The organism is Actinotalea sp. C106, from assembly GCF_023630195.1.
Lineage (GTDB): Bacteria > Actinomycetota > Actinomycetes > Actinomycetales > Cellulomonadaceae > Actinotalea.
The window spans coordinates 1-15,678 of the sequence record NZ_JALPKN010000009.1 but is presented as its reverse complement, the minus strand read 5'-3'; the positions used below and the strand labels follow the sequence as shown (position 1 = coordinate 15,678).

General features: G+C 72.9%; 16 protein-coding genes. 10 read left to right on the top strand and 6 right to left on the bottom strand.

Features of this window, described 5'->3' with window-relative positions:
• The first annotated feature begins 62 nt into the window (after nucleotides 1-62).
• The 4 genes from L0B03_RS01390 (at nucleotide 63) to L0B03_RS01375 (ending at nucleotide 3,552) form a co-directional block, all read left to right on the top strand.
• Nucleotides 63-1,214, top strand: coding sequence for a Gfo/Idh/MocA family protein (locus tag L0B03_RS01390; protein WP_250443109.1), 1,152 nt, complete (start codon nucleotides 63-65; stop codon nucleotides 1,212-1,214).
• Between the two features lie 85 nt (nucleotides 1,215-1,299).
• Nucleotides 1,300-2,025 carry a hypothetical protein gene (locus L0B03_RS01385; protein ID WP_250443106.1) on the top strand — a complete coding sequence of 242 codons (726 nt, stop codon included), beginning with the start codon at nucleotides 1,300-1,302 and terminating at the stop codon, nucleotides 2,023-2,025.
• A gap of 108 nt (nucleotides 2,026-2,133) precedes the next feature.
• On the top strand, nucleotides 2,134-3,123 hold the full coding sequence (locus L0B03_RS01380; RefSeq protein ID WP_250443104.1) for a TIGR03557 family F420-dependent LLM class oxidoreductase: 990 nt from the start codon (nucleotides 2,134-2,136) through the stop codon (nucleotides 3,121-3,123).
• A gap of 60 nt (nucleotides 3,124-3,183) precedes the next feature.
• Entirely contained in the window at nucleotides 3,184-3,552 is a 369-nt protein-coding gene (locus L0B03_RS01375) for a hypothetical protein (protein ID WP_250443101.1), read from the top strand.
• Nucleotides 3,553-3,842: 290 nt separating this feature from the next.
• Here L0B03_RS01375 and L0B03_RS01370 read toward each other — a convergent pair whose 3' ends face one another.
• The gene (locus tag L0B03_RS01370) at nucleotides 3,843-5,750 is read right to left on the bottom strand and encodes a glycoside hydrolase family 2 protein (RefSeq protein WP_250443098.1); all 1,908 of its coding nucleotides are present in this window, start codon (nucleotides 5,748-5,750) and stop codon (nucleotides 3,843-3,845) included.
• Nucleotides 5,747-6,799 (bottom strand): LacI family DNA-binding transcriptional regulator, encoded by a 1,053-nt coding sequence (locus tag L0B03_RS01365; RefSeq protein ID WP_250443096.1) that lies wholly within the window; start codon nucleotides 6,797-6,799, stop codon nucleotides 5,747-5,749. Before L0B03_RS01365 ends, L0B03_RS01370 begins: the two co-directional genes overlap by 4 nt.
• Before the next feature lie 210 nt (nucleotides 6,800-7,009).
• Between L0B03_RS01365 and L0B03_RS01360 the strand changes: the two genes are divergently transcribed.
• From L0B03_RS01360 to L0B03_RS01340, 5 genes are read left to right on the top strand one after another with little or no spacing between them, the layout of a single operon-like run.
• Nucleotides 7,010-8,359 (top strand): ABC transporter substrate-binding protein, encoded by a 1,350-nt coding sequence (locus tag L0B03_RS01360; protein WP_250443092.1) that lies wholly within the window; start codon nucleotides 7,010-7,012, stop codon nucleotides 8,357-8,359.
• 1 nt (nucleotide 8,360) lies between these two features.
• A complete protein-coding gene (locus L0B03_RS01355) occupies nucleotides 8,361-9,332 on the top strand; it encodes a carbohydrate ABC transporter permease (protein ID WP_250443089.1) in 972 nt (323 codons plus the stop codon).
• Nucleotide 9,333: 1 nt separating this feature from the next.
• Entirely contained in the window at nucleotides 9,334-10,158 is an 825-nt protein-coding gene (locus L0B03_RS01350; RefSeq protein WP_250443086.1) for a carbohydrate ABC transporter permease, read from the top strand.
• Nucleotides 10,155-11,174, top strand: a complete 1,020-nt coding sequence (locus tag L0B03_RS01345; RefSeq protein WP_250443084.1) for a glycoside hydrolase family 43 protein — start codon at nucleotides 10,155-10,157, stop codon at nucleotides 11,172-11,174. Before L0B03_RS01350 ends, L0B03_RS01345 begins: the two co-directional genes overlap by 4 nt.
• A 46-nt stretch (nucleotides 11,175-11,220) precedes the next feature.
• Complete coding sequence (locus tag L0B03_RS01340; protein ID WP_374204856.1) at nucleotides 11,221-12,309, top strand: VIT1/CCC1 family protein; 1,089 nt, start codon at nucleotides 11,221-11,223, stop codon at nucleotides 12,307-12,309.
• Between the two features lie 54 nt (nucleotides 12,310-12,363).
• On the opposite strand, the gene L0B03_RS01335 is transcribed toward L0B03_RS01340, so the two are convergent.
• The 4 genes from L0B03_RS01335 to L0B03_RS01320 all read right to left on the bottom strand — a co-directional run bounded on the left by L0B03_RS01335 (nucleotide 12,364) and on the right by L0B03_RS01320 (nucleotide 15,169).
• Entirely contained in the window at nucleotides 12,364-12,753 is a 390-nt protein-coding gene (locus L0B03_RS01335; RefSeq protein WP_250443076.1) for a dynein regulation protein LC7, read from the bottom strand.
• Nucleotides 12,754-12,809: 56 nt separating this feature from the next.
• The gene (locus tag L0B03_RS01330; protein WP_250443074.1) at nucleotides 12,810-13,175 is read right to left on the bottom strand and encodes a hypothetical protein; all 366 of its coding nucleotides are present in this window, start codon (nucleotides 13,173-13,175) and stop codon (nucleotides 12,810-12,812) included.
• Nucleotides 13,176-13,343: 168 nt separating this feature from the next.
• On the bottom strand, nucleotides 13,344-13,931 hold the full coding sequence (locus L0B03_RS01325) for a gluconokinase (protein WP_250443071.1): 588 nt from the start codon (nucleotides 13,929-13,931) through the stop codon (nucleotides 13,344-13,346).
• Complete coding sequence (locus tag L0B03_RS01320; RefSeq protein WP_250443068.1) at nucleotides 13,928-15,169, bottom strand: MFS transporter; 1,242 nt, start codon at nucleotides 15,167-15,169, stop codon at nucleotides 13,928-13,930. The genes L0B03_RS01325 and L0B03_RS01320 overlap by 4 nt, the downstream gene beginning before the upstream one ends.
• Nucleotides 15,170-15,297: 128 nt before the next feature.
• On the opposite strand from L0B03_RS01320, the gene L0B03_RS01315 reads away from it, so the two are divergent.
• A partial coding sequence (locus L0B03_RS01315; RefSeq protein WP_250443066.1) for a hypothetical protein occupies nucleotides 15,298-15,678 on the top strand: 381 nt, incomplete at its 3' end.

Sequence of the window (15,678 nt, the reverse complement as noted above, 5' to 3'; positions counted from 1 at the left end):
CGTCGAGATCCTGGGAGCCCGCTGGACGGGCCCGGAGCCGTGGAGCGGGTGAGGATGGGGCCATGAGCGACGACGCCGCCCCCGACCGCGCGGGAGCTCCCCGCCCGACCGCCACCGCGACCGGGGGTGACGCCGGGGGGCCGGTGCGCTTCGCCGTCGTGGGCAGCGGGTGGCGGGCCGAGTTCTTCCTGCGGATGGCCGTGCTGATGCCCGAGAGGTTCGCCGTGGTGGGGGTGGTGTCCCGGACCGCGCAGCGTGGCGCCGAGGTGACGGCCCGCTGGGGAGCGCCGACCTTCCGCACCGTCACGGACCTGCTCGCGGCCACCGAGCCTGAGGTGGTCGTCGTCTCGGTGCCGTGGGACGTGACGCCCGTCGTGACCCGTGAGCTCGTCGAGGCCGGGGTCCCCGTGCTGGCCGAGACCCCGCCCGCCCCTGACGCGGCGGGCCTACGGGCCCTGTGGGAGCAGGTCGGCTCCTCGGGCCTGGTCCAGGTCGCCGAGCACAGCCCCGTCATGCCGGCCCACGACGCCCGCCACCGGCTGCTGCAAGACGGTGCGATCGGCCAGGTGACCTCGGTGCACATCTCCTCGACGCACATGTACCACGCGGTCGCGGTGATCCGCCGGCTGCTGGGGGCCGGGTTCGGGCCGGTGCGCATCACGGCGCAGCGCTTCGCGGCGCCCCTGGTCAACCCGCGCACCCGCGCCGGGTGGACGGGGGACACCGACCCCGCGGAGGTGTCCACCATCCTCGCCCTGCTCGACCTCGGCGAGGGGCGCAGCGCGCTCTACGACTTCACCGACAACCAGTGGCACAACCCGCTGCGCGCCGACCGTCTGCTGGTGCGCGGCAGCCACGGCGAGCTCCTCGACGACCGCGTCACCCGCTGGCTCGACGGCGAGACCGTGGTCGACTCTCCCCTGGTGCGGAGCCAGACCGGCGTCGGGCAGGACCTCGACGGCTACGACCTGGAGCACCTGTCCTTCGAAGGGCGCGTGGTCTACCGGAACCCGTTCGTCGGGGCACGGCTCAGCGACGACGACATCGCCGTCGCCACCCTGCTCGAACGGACGGGGGCCTGGGTGCGTGGCCAGGGCGAGCCGCCGTACCCGCTCGCCGAGGCCTGCCAGGACCACCTCGTGGCCCTCGCCGTCGAGGAGGCCGCGCGGACCGGCCAGCCGGTGAGCACCGAGACGGAGGCCTGGGCCGGCTGAGCGTGCGGGTCGTCCGTCCCGGGGGGGAGGCGGGTCCACCTGCGAACGGATGACACCTCCGCCGAGCTGTTCCAGGGTGGAAGCCATGAGAGCGACACGAGCCGTCACCTCCCTGGCCGTCCTCACCGTGGTGCTCGCGGGGTGCACCGCTCAGGACGACCCCGAGGAGACGCCGGCCGCGACCACCCCGCAGACCGACACCCCGGAACCTGAGCCCACCACCGAGGCCCCGGACCCCGAGCCGACCGAGGCCCCCGCCGCGACCCCGACCGACCTACCGGCCGACGTGCTTCCGACGACCAGCGGGCTCGCCGTCGAGGCCGAGCCCCGCGAGGAGGCCGACGAGGTCACCGCCTGGCGCCTGATGTGCAGCGATCCCGTGCCTGAGGCTGCGACGGCGATGCGCACCGTCTCCTGGGGCACGGGGGAGCTCGAGGCCCCCGTGGCGGTGCACCAGGTCGCGGTCTTCGCCGACGCCGATCAGGCCGTCGCTGCCGCCGATGACCTGGTCGCCGCGATGCAGGAGTGCGCCGACGCCCCCGCCGAGGCCGCCACCACCTATCTCCTCGAGCCGGTCGAGGTCGGGGCGCAGGGTCACGGCCTCGCGTCGGACTACTACGGGACGGCCGAGGGGGGTGACCTCGACGGCGTCATCGGCACCTACCTGGCGACCTTCCGCCGGGGCAACGCCGTCGCCCTCGTCGCGTCTGAGGGGGGCGAGGGCAACGTGGCCGAGGTGCGTGAGGCCGTTCTCGCCGAGTCGATGGCCGCGTGGGAGGGGCTCTGCCGCTACGAGTCGGCCGGGTGCTGATCGACCCGATGCTGATCAGCCCGGTGTTGCTCGGCCGGGTGCGGGCCGGCGGTCCGGCGACCGTCCGTTCGAGATGCGGCCCGCCCGCGCCGGGGTGAGGCTCGAGGCATGACCCGATTCGGCTACACCCTCATGACCGAGCAGAGCGGCCCGCGCGAGCTGGTCCGCTACGCGACCGGCGCCGAGCGCACCGGCTTCGACTTCGCCGTCTCGAGCGACCACTACTTCCCGTGGCTCGACAGCCAGGGCCACGCCCCGAACGCCTGGGCGATGCTGGGCGCCGCGGCGCAGGCCACGAGCAGCATCGAGCTGATGACCTACGTCACGGCGCCGATCATGCGTTACCACCCGGCCCTGGTCGCCCAGCAGGCCGCGACCCTGGGGGTGCTCAGCGAGGGGCGCTTCCAGCTCAACGTGGGCGCGGGGGAGAACCTCAACGAGCACGTCATCGGCGAGCGCTGGCCGGCTGTCGGCGAGCGGCACGACATGCTCGAGGAGGCCATCGAGATCATCCGTGCCCTGCTCGCCGGGGAGCGGCTCACCTTCCAGGGCGCGCACTTCCGGGTCGACTCGGCCAAGCTGTGGGACCTGCCTGACGAGCGCATCGAGATCGGTGCCGCGGTGTCTGGCCCGCAGTCCATCGAGCGTTTCGCCGCGGCCGTGGACCACCTGGTCAGCACCGAGCCCGAGGCCTCGATGATCGAGCGCTGGGACGCGGTGCGCTCCGAGGCAGGCCTGGGGGCCTCACGCAAGATCGCGCAGATGCCCATCAGCTGGGACCCGGACCGTGACGCCGCGGTGGCGCGGGCCCACGACCAGTTCCGCTGGTTCGGCCTGGGCTGGAAGGTCAACGCGGACCTGCCCACCACCGAGGCCTTCGAGTCCGCCGCGCAGTTCGTCACCCCCGAGGACGTCGCCGGCTCGATCCCCTGCGGGCCGGACCTGGACGCGGTGGCCGAGGCAGCGCAGGCCTACCTGGACGCGGGCTACACCGACCTCGCGATCGTCCAGATCGGCGACGAGAAGCAGCAGCAGTTCCTCGACGAGGCGGCCGAGCCCCTGCTCGCGAAGCTGCGGGCCCTGACGCCGAGCACCTGAGGCCGGGCACCTGAGGCCGAGCAGGTCACGCCCAGCGCTGCGAGATGACGGAGGATCGCCATGGCTGTCACCGCCTTTCAGGACCTGCCTCTGGCCGACCGCGACCGCGAGTGGGACGGCGGCGCCGCGGAGAGCCGCGTGCGCTCGTGGGCCGGTGCTGAGGAGGGGCCGAACGAGAAGTACCGCGACGCGCACGTCTGGTACGACGCCGATGCCAAGGAGAACTTCGGCTCGTACAAGATGCTGGTCGCCGATGTGATCGACGGTGAGCTCCACGCCGTGCCGCGAGGCGTCATGGCTGCCGGCGCCGTCATGCAGGGCTCCCGCGGCGGTATCGACCTGCCGCCTCGGGACATCGACCGTGTCCGTAGCCATCTCGCGAAGTACTACGACGCGATGGGCGACGAGCCGCCTTGGGAGCGCGACTGATCCCGTGCGTTGCCCCCGCTGCGCGAGGATGGGGGCGCGCAGTGCCTCAAGGCCGCCCTGCATCCTGACGCACGAGACGTCGCCGAGGTTCTCGACGCCCGAAGCGACCTGTACCTCGCTGACGACTGAGCACTGCTTGATACCGAGCACGGCCTCCTGGCGGCGGCATTTCCGACGTCAGGAGCGCCGGGGCCCTGTCAAGGCGCGCGATCGGGGTCGATCAGGGTCGCTATGTGACCCGAATCGGCCCCGCACAGGGGGCTCACGGCCATCGGGGTCGATCAGGGGCGTTACCTGGCCTCTGTCGACCCCGGCTCCCCGGTGACGAGCTGGCGGAGCACCTCGACCGGCAGCTTGGGGCTGCGGTCGGCCCGGAGCAGGCCGTTGGTCTCCTGGCCGGTGTCGGTCAGCTGGGTCCAGCAGAACCCTGCGACGGGTCGGCAGGCGCGGATCGCACCGAGCAGGTCGCCCACCCGCTCGGCGAAGTCCTCGTCGTCGGTCGCCGTCGAGTAGCCCCAGGCGTCGTCGCGCCCTCCGGCGTAGCTGACGCCACCGAACTCGGTGAGCATGAGCGGCTGACCGCGGTCGTGGACGGGGGCCGCGTCGGTGAGGCGGATCCGCCGCCCGGCCGGGCCGATTCCAGCCAAGAGCGCCGCGACGGCCTCGGGGGTGCCGTAGCGCTCGCGGAGCTCCTCGCCGCGCTCGGCGTAGTCGTGCACCGTCCAGATGTCGGAGTCGGTGTGCTCCCAGCCGTCGTTCGAGACGACGGGGCGGGTGGGGTCCACGGCGCGGGTGAGGTGTGCCAGGCCCAACCCGTAGTGCTGCTGGGCCACGTCGTGCGCACCGTGCTGGACCCCCCAGCTCTCGTTGAGCGGCACCCAGGTGACGATCGAGGGGTGCGAGCGGTCCCGACGGACCAGCTCGAGCCACTCCCGGGTGAGCAGCTCGACCGAGCGCGGGGAGTAGGCGTAGGCGTTGGCGGTCTCGGCCCACAGGGCCAGACCGAGCCGGTCGGCCCAGAAGAGCAGCCGCGGGTCCTCGGCCTTCTGGTGGATGCGGGCCGCGTTGAACCCCAGGTCCTTGATGAGCTGGACCTCGGTGCGCAAGGCCTCGGCGCTGGGCGCGGCGAGGTGGCTCTCGGGCCAGAACCCCTGCTCGAGGACCGAGCGCAGGTAGTACGGGCGGTCGTTGAGCAGGAACCGGCCGTGCGCGACGCCCACGCTGCGTAGGCCCAGGTACGAGGCGACGACGTCGGGCGACGCCTCGCCGGGCGGGGTGAGGGTGAGGACCGCGTCGACCAGGGTCGGCCTCTCGGGAGACCACAGCAGCTCCTCGTACTGCTGGCCGTTGGCCTGGCGCGGCAGGTCGATGCGCACGCGCAGGTCCCGGGACAGGACGGCGACCTGCTGCTCGGCGAGGAGCTCGCCGTCGTGCTCGAGCCGGACCGCGAGGGTGGTGCCCGCGGGGGGCGGGACGCTCAGACGGGCGGTCAGCGTGACGGAGCCGTCGGGCAGGTCGGTCTCCCAGGCGATTGCGGTCAGGTGGAGCGCCGGCGCGGCCTCGAGCCACACCGGCTGCCAGATGCCGGTGGTGCGGTCGTACCAGATCGAGTGCGGCTCGTGCCGCCAGTCCTGCTTGCCCCGGGGCTGGGCGACGTCGAGCGGGTCGTCCTCGGCGCGCACCACGAGCTCGAGGCCCGCCGCGTCGGGGTCGAGCCCCGCGACGTGGGCGGTGACGTCGAAGGAGAAGGGCGTCTGACCTCCCTCGTGGCTGCCGAGGTGCTGCCCGTCGAGCCAGACGTCGGCCCGGTGGTCGACCGCTCCGACGTGCAGCAGCACGCGCTCGCCCTGGGAGCCACGGCCCGCAGCGGCCAGGTCTGCGCCGGTCAGGGTGCGTCGGTACCAGACCACGCGCTGGTGGGCGGTCTCGCCGATCCCTGAGGCGGAGGACTCAGGCGGGAAGGGCACCTCGATGGTGCGGCTGAACGGGCTGCGCGCCGCGGACTCCCACCAGCGTGCGTCCAGGCCGAGGTCCTCGGGGTCGGCGACGTACTGCCAGGGCCCGCCCAGGTCGGCCCACCGGGGCCGCAGCAGCTGCGGGCGCGGGTAGGTGCCGTCCTGGGTGCTGGCCCGTGGGCTCGCGTGCGGCGTGGCGGTCGCCTGGGTCGTGGTGCGCGCCTGCGTGGTGGTGGTGGTCACGGGGTTCCTCCGGGGCCGAGCGTGCTCTCACGCGCGATGAGCTGGTGGTCGGCGATCGCGGTGCGCGGCGCACCGCGGGGGGCGTCGTCGGGGGTGCCCCCGGTGCCCAGCAGCAGGTCGATCGCGGTCTCGGCGATCCCGCGCTTGTCGGGGGCCACGGTGCTCAGGCTCGGGGTCGAGAAGCGCCCCTCCTCGACGTCGTCGATGCCGATCACCGCGACGTCGTCCGGGGCGGCCATCCCGCGGTCCCTCAGGGCGCGCAGGGCACCGAGGGCCAGCAGGTCGTTGAAGCAGAACACCGCGTCGGGCGGGTCCGGGAGGTCGAGGAGGCGGTGCATGGCCGCGGCGCCGTCGGACCGGTGGAAGTCCCCCACCTCGGCGACCAGCTCGTGGCGCCAGGGCCGGCCGGCCGCCTCGAGGGCCTCGCGGTACCCCGCCAGCCGTAGCTCGGCGGTCTCAGCCGGGGTGGCGTCCGTCGCGCCCGTACGCTTCGCGCCGATCGCGGCGACGCGGTCCCGGCCGAGCCCGAGGAGGTGCTCGGTCGCCGTCCGGGCAGCCGCGCGGTTGTCGATCGCGACGTGCGGGAAGGGGGAGTCGTCCCCGACGTGCTCGCCGAGCAGCACGATCGGCGCGCTGTCCACGCGGTGCCGCAGGTCCTCGGCGGTCAGGGCCAGCGGGCTCATGATGAGGCCGTCCATGAGGGGCATGTCGATGCCGTCGCTGATCGCCCGCTCGGAGGCGGCCGCGCCGTCGGTCTGGTTGAGCAGGACGGTGAGCTGGCAGGCCTTGGCCGCCCGCACGAGCTCGCTGGCGATCTCGGCGAAGTAGGGCTGGTTCAGCTCGGGCAGGGCGACGGCGATCATCCCGCTGCGACCCTGGCGCAGGTGCCGGGCTGCGACGTTGGGGCGGTACTGCAGCGCGGCGAGGGCCTCCTCGACGCGCAGCCTGGTCGCGTCGGTGATGACGCCCTTGCCGTTGACGACGTTGGAGACCGTCTTGATCGAGACGCCGGCGCGCTCGGCCACGTCCTGCAACCGGATCCGCGTCATCGTCGCCTCCTCGTGCCGATGGGGGTGCCCGGCTGGCGGACCGACCCGGCGGGTTCACGCTAGCCAGTGCAGGCCAGCGGTACAAGGTTTACCACGAGGTCTGTACAAGGTTTACCCGGATGGGGTAAGAACATCGGTACAAGGTTTACCCAGCCGGCACCGACGTCCGCTGGGGCAGTGCCCGGTCGACCTCTGACGAGGAGCTCAATGATGAGAACCACAGCGCCACGGCGTGACCGCACCCGGCGGGGACTGGCCGCGGGAGCAGCCACCCTGACCGCCGTCCTGGCCCTCGCGGCCTGCGGTGGCGGGACCACCCCCGAGGAGGCCGCCCAGGGCGGCGGCGCCCCCGAGGGGGCCGGGGAGTTCACCGGGGAGTACGACGGCCCGGCCGTCGAGCTCTCCTACTGGAACGGCTTCACCGGCGGCGACGGGCCGTTCATGCAGAGCCTCGTCGACGAGTTCAACGGCGAGCACGAGAACATCACCATCACGCCCAACACCATCCAGTGGGCCGACTTCTACCAGCGGGTCCCGGCGGCCGTGAACGCGGGGGAGGGCCCCGACGTCGGCGTCATGCACGTGGACCAGCTCTCGACCAACGCGGCCCGCAACGTCATCGTCCCGCTCGACGAGGTCGCCGAGGCCCTCGAGCTGACCGAGGACGACTTCACCGCGGAGGTCTGGGACGCCGGCACCTACGACGACCAGCGCTACGGCATCCCCCTGGACGTCCACTCCCTGGCGATGTACTACAACGTCGAGCACTTCGAGGCGGCCGGGATCACCGAGCCCCCGACCGACGAGGCCTCCTTCATGGCCGCCCTCGACGCGCTCCAGGACGCGGGCTACGAGGACCCGTTCTGGATGCCCTCCCTGTGGCCCAGCCACCTGATGTTCCTGACGCTGCTGTGGCAGAACGGCGGCGAGCCCTACGGCGCCGACGGCAGCGAGGCCACGCTCAGCTCCCCCGAGGCGGTCGAGGCCCTCGAGTGGCAGCGCATGATCGTCGACGAGGGCTACAGCCCCTCGGACGTGGCGATCGACTCCCAGTACGTCGCCTTCAAGAACGGTGAGACCTCGATCACCTGGGACGGCATCTGGCAGATCAACGACCTCGAGGGATCGGGCATGGAGTGGGGCATCGCCCCCGTGCCGACGATCTTCGACGAGGCGGCCGTCTGGGCCAGCTCGCACCAGTTCTTCATGACCCGTCAGGCGAGCGAGGACGAGAACAAGTACGCCGCGGCGCAGGTCTTCATCGCCTGGATGAGCGAGCACTCGGCCGACTGGGCCGGGGCCGCGATGATCCCGGCACGCCAGTCGGTGCGCGACGAGGGCGGCCTCGAGGGCACCTTCCAGGAGCCCATCGCCGAGCTCATCGAGGACATGCGCTTCCTCCCGTCGGTGCCGGGCCTCGGCACCGTGACCGCTGACGCCCTCGAGCCGGCGATCGCCGAGGCGGTGCTGGGCTCCCTCGAGCCCGGTGCGGCCCTCGAGCGGGCGCAGACCCAGGGCGCCGAGCTCATCGAGCAGAACCGCGAGAGCTTCGGAGGCTGAGATGAGGACGACGCCCGTCGTGGCGCCCGGGGACGCGGTCAGCACTGCTGACTCCGTCGACCGGGGGCCTCGGACGCCACGACGTGGCGTCGCCAAGCACGGGAAGGTCACGCCGTGGCTCTTCCTGGCGCCCTACCTGCTCCTGTTCGGCGGCTTCGTGATCCTGCCGGTCGTGCTGGGCGGGTGGATCAGCCTGCACCGCTGGGACTACACGCTGCCCGGCAAGCCGTTCGTCGGGCTCGAGAACTACCAGGCCCTGCTGGACCCCGGTTCCACGATCTACGAGACCTTCTGGAGCTCGATGCAGGCCACCGGCATCTTCACGGTGGCCAGCGTGCCGCTGCTGCTGGTGCTGCCGCTGGTCGTGGCGCTCGTGATGAACCAGCGCTTCCCCGGACGCAACCTGTTCCGGGCCGTGTACTTCGCGCCCTACGTGCTCGGGGTGGCCGTGGTCGCCGTCGTCTGGCGCTACCTGCTCGACGCCAACATCGGGCTGATCAACTACTACGCGGGTCTCCTCGGCCTGCCGGACGACACGGCCTGGACGACGTCGACCCCCGCGGCCTGGGTGGCCCTGGTCGGCGTCACGGTGTGGTGGACGCTGGGCTACAACTCGGTCATCTACCTCGCGGCCCTGCAGGACATCCCGCGCGAGCTCTACGAGGCCGCCCGGGTCGACGGCGCGAGCGCGTGGCAGCAGTTCGTCAACGTCACGCTGCCCGGCCTGCGCCCCGTGCTGGCCTTCGTCACGATGATCACGATCATCGCCTCGGCCAACATGTTCGGGCAGTCCTACCTCATCACCCAGGGCGGGCCGGGCCGCGAGACCCGCACCGCGATCTACCAGATCGCCGAGACCGGGCTGCGCAACTTCCAGATGGGCAGCGCCGCCGCCATGAGCTACGTCCTGACCCTGTTCCTCATGGTGCTCAGCGTCGGGATCTTCTGGCTGTTCCGCGAGAGGAAGGGCTGAGATGAGGACCCCACGCACCGTGGTGCGCTACACCCTGCTGGTCGTGCTCGGGCTGGTGTTCGTCAGCCCGCTCGTGTTCATGCTGGTCACCTCGTTCAAGACCCGCGGTGACGCCTCGGGGTTCCCGCCCTCGTGGATCCCCAACCCCTTCTCGACCCAGGCCTACGAGTCGATCCTCACCGCCCCGGGCACCCCGGTGCTGCGGTGGTTCGCCAACAGCCTCGTGGCGGCGCTGGCCAACGCGGCGCTCGTCGTGTCCACCGCGGCCCTGGCCGCCTACGCCCTGGCGCGGATGCACTTCCGGGGCCGCAACGTCGTCTTCGGCCTCATCATCGCGACCCTCTTCGTGCCCCCGGTGATCCTGGTGATCCCGAACTACCTGATCGTCGGGGAGCTCAGCTGGCTCAACACCCTCGCCGCGGTGATCATCCCGACGGCGGCCTCGGCCTTCGGCGTCTTCTTCCTGCGGCAGTTCTTCCTCGCGATCCCCGAGGAGCTCGAGGAGGCCGCCCGGCTCGACGGCGCGAGCCCGCTGCAGATCTTCGTCCGGGTGGTGCTGCCGCTGTCCCGCCCGGCGCTGGCCACCCTGGCCCTGCTCGCGCTGCTGGCCAACTGGAACGACTTCCTGTGGCCGGTCTACGTGCTGTTCAGCCCCGAGATGCAGACCCTGCCCGCCGGGCTGTCGACCCTCCAGTCGGCCAACGCCGTGCGGTACGACCTGCTCATGGCCGGTGCGGTCATCGCCTCGGTCCCGGTGCTCGTCCTCTTCGTCTTCCTGCAGCGGTTCATCATCGAGGGTGTCTCGCGCTCGGGGCTCAAGGGATGAGGGCCCGCGCGGCGCTCGTCACCGCGGCCCTCGGCGCCACCCTGCTCCTGGCCGGGTGCGACGGCGGCGGGCCGGGGCAGGACGACGACCCGGCCCCGCCTCCCACGGACGCTGCCCCGGCGACCGTGACCCCCGACGGCCCCCACGAGCCCAACCCGGTGATCGCCGACGACTTCCCCGACCCCGACGTGCTCGAGGTCGACGGCGTCTACTACGCGTACGCGACCAACGGGAACAACCAGAACGTCCGCCTCGCGAGCTCGACCGACCTGGTCACCTGGCAGGCGCTGCCGGACGCCCTGCCCGAGCTGCCCTCGTGGGTGATCCCGGGCAAGACGTGGGCCCCCGAGGTCACCGAGATCGAGCCCGGGAGCTACGTCATGTACTTCACGGCGACGAGCTTCCGGGAGTCTCTTCAGTGCATCGGCGTCGCCACCGCCGACTCCCCGGAGGGGCCGTTCACGGTGGTCGGCGAGGAGATGCTGCTCTGCCCGCCCGAGGAGGGCGGCGCGATCGACGCCGCGACCTTCCGCGCGCAGGACGGCACCCTGCACCTGCTGTGGAAGAACGACGGCAACTGCTGCGGGCACGACACCTGGATCTACCGCGCGGCCCTCGACGAGGACGGCACCGCCCTCGCCGAGGACCCGGTCCGGCTGATCCAGCAGGACCTGCCCTGGGAGGGAGACCTCGTCGAGGCGCCCACCCTCCTCGAGCACGAGGGCACGTTCACGCTGCTGTACTCGGCCAACGGGTACGGGGGCCCCGAGTACACGATCGGCATCGCCACGGCCCCGTCCCTCGACGGCCCGTGGACCAAGGACCCCGAGCCCTTCTTCAGCTCGGCGGACCTCGACGGGAGGTACGTCGGCCCCGGCGGGCAGGACGTCGTCCAGGGGCCCGACGGTGAGCCTCGGCTCGTCTTCCACTCCTGGTACGGCGAGCAGACCTACCGGGGCATGAACCTGCTGCCCCTCACCTGGGAGGGTGGCCGACCGGCCCTCGCGGTCGGGTGACGGGGGCTCGCACGGAGAGACGGCCCGCGGGACGGCCCGTGGGAGGATCCTTCGCGTGAGCGCACCCACCTCCGACGAGCTGCGCCGCTGGCGCCGGCACCTGGCCGACGAGCGTGCCGAAGCCGCCGTGTACCGGGACCTCGCCTCGCGCCGGACGGGTGAGGAGCGCGAGATCCTGCTCGCCCTCGCCGAGGCCGAGGGTCGGCACGCCTCGCACTGGGAGGAGCTCCTCGGCGAGCACGTCGGTGAGCCGCGCCGCGGGGACGTGCGGTTCCGGGTCCTCGCCTGGCTCGCGCGGCACTTCGGCTCCGTCTTCGTGCTGGCCCTCGCCCAGCGGGCCGAGGCCCGCGCGACCTACGAGGCCGACGTCGACGCGACCGCCACCATGGCCGCGGACGAGCGGATCCACGAGGAGGTCGTCCGGGCGCTGGCCACCCGGGGGCGCAACCGCCTCGCGGGGAGCTTCCGGGCCGCCGTCTTCGGCGCCAACGACGGGCTGGTCTCGAACCTCGCCCTGGTGATCGGCGTCGCCGCGGCCGGGACCTCGACCTCGGTGGTGCTCCTCACGGGCCTCGCGGGCCTGCTCGCCGGGGCGCTGTCGATGGGGGCCGGGGAGTACATCTCGGTGCGGTCCCAGCGCGAGCTCCTCGCCGCCTCGACGCCGTCCCCCGACGCGGCCGAGGCACTGCCCCACCTCGACGTCGACGCCAACGAGCTGACCCTCGTGTACCGGGCGCGTGGCATGTCCGCCGAGGACGCGCAGCATCGGGCCGACGAGGTGCTCGCCGACATCGCCCTGCTCGGCCCGGCGAGCCGCGAGTTCCACGCCGACACCACGGTCGAGGAGCACGAGGCCGTGGGGACCGACGTGGGGGCGGCGCTGTCGAGCTTCTGCTTCTTCGCCTCGGGGGCGGTGATCCCCGTGCTGCCGTTCCTGCTCGGCCTCGAGGGCGGTGCCGCCCTCCTGGTCGCGATGGTGGCCGTGGGCCTCGCGCTCCTGGCGACCGGAGCCGTCGTCGGGCTCATCTCGGGCGGGCCGCCCGTGCAGCGGGCCCTGCGTCAGCTCGCGATCGGGGCCGGGGCCGCGGGGGTGACCCACGTGCTGGGGACGATCTTCGGGACGGCCGTCGTCTGAGCCCCGCGGGTCTCGCGGGTCTCGCCTGGAGCGTGCGGGACGCGCCCTTCCGGCTCAGGCGCGGTGGGTCGGTGCGGCGCTCATCGTGCCGGGGGCCACGACCAGCAGCTCGCGACGCACCACGCGGTCGAGCAGGACGAGGTTGACGGTCGGCTCGGTGACTACGCCGAGCACGTGCAGGCCGTCGACCTCGTAGGCCACCAGGCAGCCCTCGGGCCCGCGCAGGGTCGTGGCGACGGGGCCGCCCAGGCCGTAGGCGCGGCCGGCCACCCGTCCGAGGTCCAGGACGGCCGCCGCGAGGTCCGCCGCGTTCTCGCGGTCCGCCTCGGGCCCGTCGTCGTGGAAGGCCACGCCGTCGGTCCGGGCCACGACCACGCGGGTCACCCCGTCGATGGCATGACGGATCGCCGCGGACAGGTGCATCGCGTGCTGCCGGACGAGCATCAGGGTCCTCGGGGTCCGTGTGTCGAGTGAGTGAGGGGCGCTCGGTGGCGGCCGCGTCAGATCTCGAGGCGCCGCTCGATGTTGGCGAGCTGACGACGGGCGAGGGCGAGGTTCGCCTGGCCCTTGGTGAGCACCACGTAGAGGAACAGGCCGAGCCCGCCCTGCGACTGGATGAGCCGGATCAGGTGGTACTGCTTGCCGAGGGTGATGAGGATGTCCTCGATGGTGTCGTCCAGACCGAGGCGCTCCATGGTGCGGAGCTTGGCGCGGATGACGTCGGTGTTGCCCGCGGCCGCGATGTCGAGGTCCACCCCGTGGCCCACCTGGCCCAGGCTCATCCCGGACTCGTAGTCGACCAGGGCGGCGGCGACCGCACCCTCGATCGCCAGGGTCTCGTTGAGGACGACGTCGACGTTGGTCATGGGGGGGGTACCTCCGGTCGGGGACGGGGCGACGGCGCGGCCCCGGGGACACCCCCTCTACGACGCGGACGACCCGAACATGAGGTGTCCACCGGCTTCTCACCCCCTGCGCGGGACCTCCCTACGGTCACGGCGTGACGGGCGTCACCCGGTCGGCTCCCCGCGGGGTCAGGGCTCGGGCGCGTCGTCCGCGGCGAGCTCCCGCAGCACCGCCTCGGCGACCCCCTCGGGCCCGGCCTCGACCGTCACGCTCACCCCGTCCTCCTCGGGACCGAGCGGCTGCAGGGCCGCGACCTGGGACTCCATGAGGGAGGTGGGCATGAAGTGCCCGGTGCGCGCGGCCTGACGCTCGGCCACCAGCTCGGCCTCACCCACCAGGTGCACGAAGCGCACCCGTCCGGGGGCCTGGCGCAGCACGTCCCGGTAGGCCACGCGCAGCGCCGAGCAGGCCATGACGGTGCTGGTCCCCGCGGCCGTCCGCTCGGCGAGCCAGTCCCGCAGGGTCTCGAGCCACGGCGCCCGGTGGGCGTCGGTCAACGGGGTCCCGGCCTCCATCGCCGCGATGTTCTCGTCCGGGTGGTGGTCGTCCCCCTCCGCGAAGGGCCGGTCGAGCCGTTCGGCGAGCAGGCGGGCGACGGTCGACTTCCCTGAGCCCGAGACCCCCATGACGACGAGGTGCTCGACGTGCCCGTCCGCGGGGGTCCCGTCGTCGGTCCCTCGGGGAGGGGGGCTGGTCGCGTCGTCGGCGCTGGTCATGGGTGGACCTCCGGTCCGGGTTCGAGGGTCGTCGGGGCAGGGTCCTGGACCGCTGTCCCGCTGCGCAGGGTGCTCAGGGCGGCGAGGGTCGCGATCACCGCGCCGCCACCCGCACCGACGACGACGAGGAACCCGCCGTGGGCCCCCTGACGGTCGATCAGGGCGCCGGCGGTCGACGCTCCGGCCGACAGCCCCAGGCCCAGCGAGGTGCCGAGCCACGCCAACCCCTCGGTGAGCTGGCGGCGCGGGACGAAGTGCTGCACCAGGCCGTTGCCGTTGATGATGGTCGGGGCGATCGCGAACCCCGTCACGAACATGACCGCGGCCAGGACCGGCAGGCTCGTCACGAGGAGGAAGAGCGAGACGCCGGCCGCGAGGGCCACCACGCCGATCGCGAAGCGCAGCCACAGCGGGCTCAACCAGTGCCGGGCCCCGTACCCCAGGCCCGAGATCATCGAGCCCAGGGCGAAGGTGCCGAGGATCGCCCCGGCGGCTGACTTGGCCCCCTGCTCCTCGGCGAAGGCGACGGTCGCGACGTCGGTCGCGCCGAGCATCGCCCCGACCGCGACGAACACCACGGCCACGAGCACCATGCCCCCCGAGCGCATGACGAACCGGTGCGGCTGGGCGGGGTCCCGCTCGATCCGGGGCGGCTCGGTGGCGCGCTGGGCGAGGAGCAGCATGCCTCCCACCAGGAGGCCGACCAGCGGCACCAGCAGGCCCGCGCTGGGTACGACGGTGGTCGCCAGGTACGTCGCCAGGACCGGTCCGATGACGAAGAGCATCTCGTCGAGGGCCGACTCGAGGGAGTAGGCCGTGTGCAGGCCGCGTGGGTCGGAGAGCAGGTGGGACCAGCGGGCACGGACCAGGGCGCCGATCGAGCCGGTCGTGGCGCCGGCGAGCACGGCCCACGCGTAGAGCGCGGGGGTCGGGCCCTCGGCCGAGGCGGTGAGCACCAGCCCCGTCAGGCCGACCGCGGCGACCACCAGGGCGGGACGCATCACGCGGGCCTGGCCGCGTCGGTCCACGAGCCGGGCGAGCTGCGGGGCGCACACGGCGTGCGCGATCACGTAGGCGGCCGAGACCCGGCCGGCCAGCCCGTAGGAGCCGTAGACCTCGGACACCATGAGGATGATCCCGATGCCGACCATCGAGATGGGCAGGCGGGCCAGCACCCCGGCCGAGGAGAAGGCCCGCGCACCGGGGTGCGCGAGGATCTCGCGGTAGGGCTGGATCACAAGGACATTCTCGCAGCGTGAGCGGCAGGCGGGCGCAGGTTCACCCGGGGCAGGGGTTGGTCCCGCGTGGAAGGATGCCACCAGCATGTCTCCTGCGGGGGACGGCCGAGGGAGGGAGGGCCCGGACGATGGCGATCGGGCGCAGGCAGGGTGGCCTCGTCGCGCCCGCCCCTCGGGTCGCACCGGTCGTCGAGACCGCTGAGCCCTCCCACGGCTCGCGCCTGACCCGGTGGGTGCTGGGCTTCGACCCCTTCGTGATCGTCCTCCTCGGGGCGGCGGTCTTCCTGCTCGCCTACGTCGCGGTGACCTTCGCCCCGGTGGACAACGGGGTCGCCGCGTGGTGGCCGGCCGCCGGGCTGTCGGTGCTCGCGGTGGCGTGGGCTCCTCGCCGACGACGGCTCGGGGTCGTGCTGACGGTCGCCGTCGCGAGCGGCGTCGCCAACGCGGTGGCCGGGCGGGACTGGCCCCTCGCGACGGGCTTCGGGCTGTCGAACAAGTCGGAGGCCAAG

Bases quoted from the DNA above. Each gene is read 5' to 3' on its own strand.
- L0B03_RS01390 (WP_250443109.1), top strand. From the start codon at position 63: ATGAGCGACGACGCCGCCCCCGACCGCGCGGGAGCTCCCCGCCCGACC.
- L0B03_RS01385 (WP_250443106.1), top strand. From the start codon at position 1,300: ATGAGAGCGACACGAGCCGTCACCTCCCTGGCCGTCCTCACCGTGGTG.
- L0B03_RS01380 (WP_250443104.1), top strand. From the start codon at position 2,134: ATGACCCGATTCGGCTACACCCTCATGACCGAGCAGAGCGGCCCGCGC.
- L0B03_RS01375 (WP_250443101.1), top strand. From the start codon at position 3,184: ATGGCTGTCACCGCCTTTCAGGACCTGCCTCTGGCCGACCGCGACCGC.
- L0B03_RS01365 (WP_250443096.1), bottom strand. From the start codon at position 6,799: ATGACGCGGATCCGGTTGCAGGACGTGGCCGAGCGCGCCGGCGTCTCG.
- L0B03_RS01360 (WP_250443092.1), top strand. From the start codon at position 7,010: ATGAGAACCACAGCGCCACGGCGTGACCGCACCCGGCGGGGACTGGCC.
- L0B03_RS01355 (WP_250443089.1), top strand. From the start codon at position 8,361: ATGAGGACGACGCCCGTCGTGGCGCCCGGGGACGCGGTCAGCACTGCT.
- L0B03_RS01350 (WP_250443086.1), top strand. From the start codon at position 9,334: ATGAGGACCCCACGCACCGTGGTGCGCTACACCCTGCTGGTCGTGCTC.
- L0B03_RS01345 (WP_250443084.1), top strand. From the start codon at position 10,155: ATGAGGGCCCGCGCGGCGCTCGTCACCGCGGCCCTCGGCGCCACCCTG.
- L0B03_RS01335 (WP_250443076.1), bottom strand. From the start codon at position 12,753: ATGCTCGTCCGGCAGCACGCGATGCACCTGTCCGCGGCGATCCGTCAT.
- L0B03_RS01330 (WP_250443074.1), bottom strand. From the start codon at position 13,175: ATGACCAACGTCGACGTCGTCCTCAACGAGACCCTGGCGATCGAGGGT.
- L0B03_RS01325 (WP_250443071.1), bottom strand. From the start codon at position 13,931: ATGACCAGCGCCGACGACGCGACCAGCCCCCCTCCCCGAGGGACCGAC.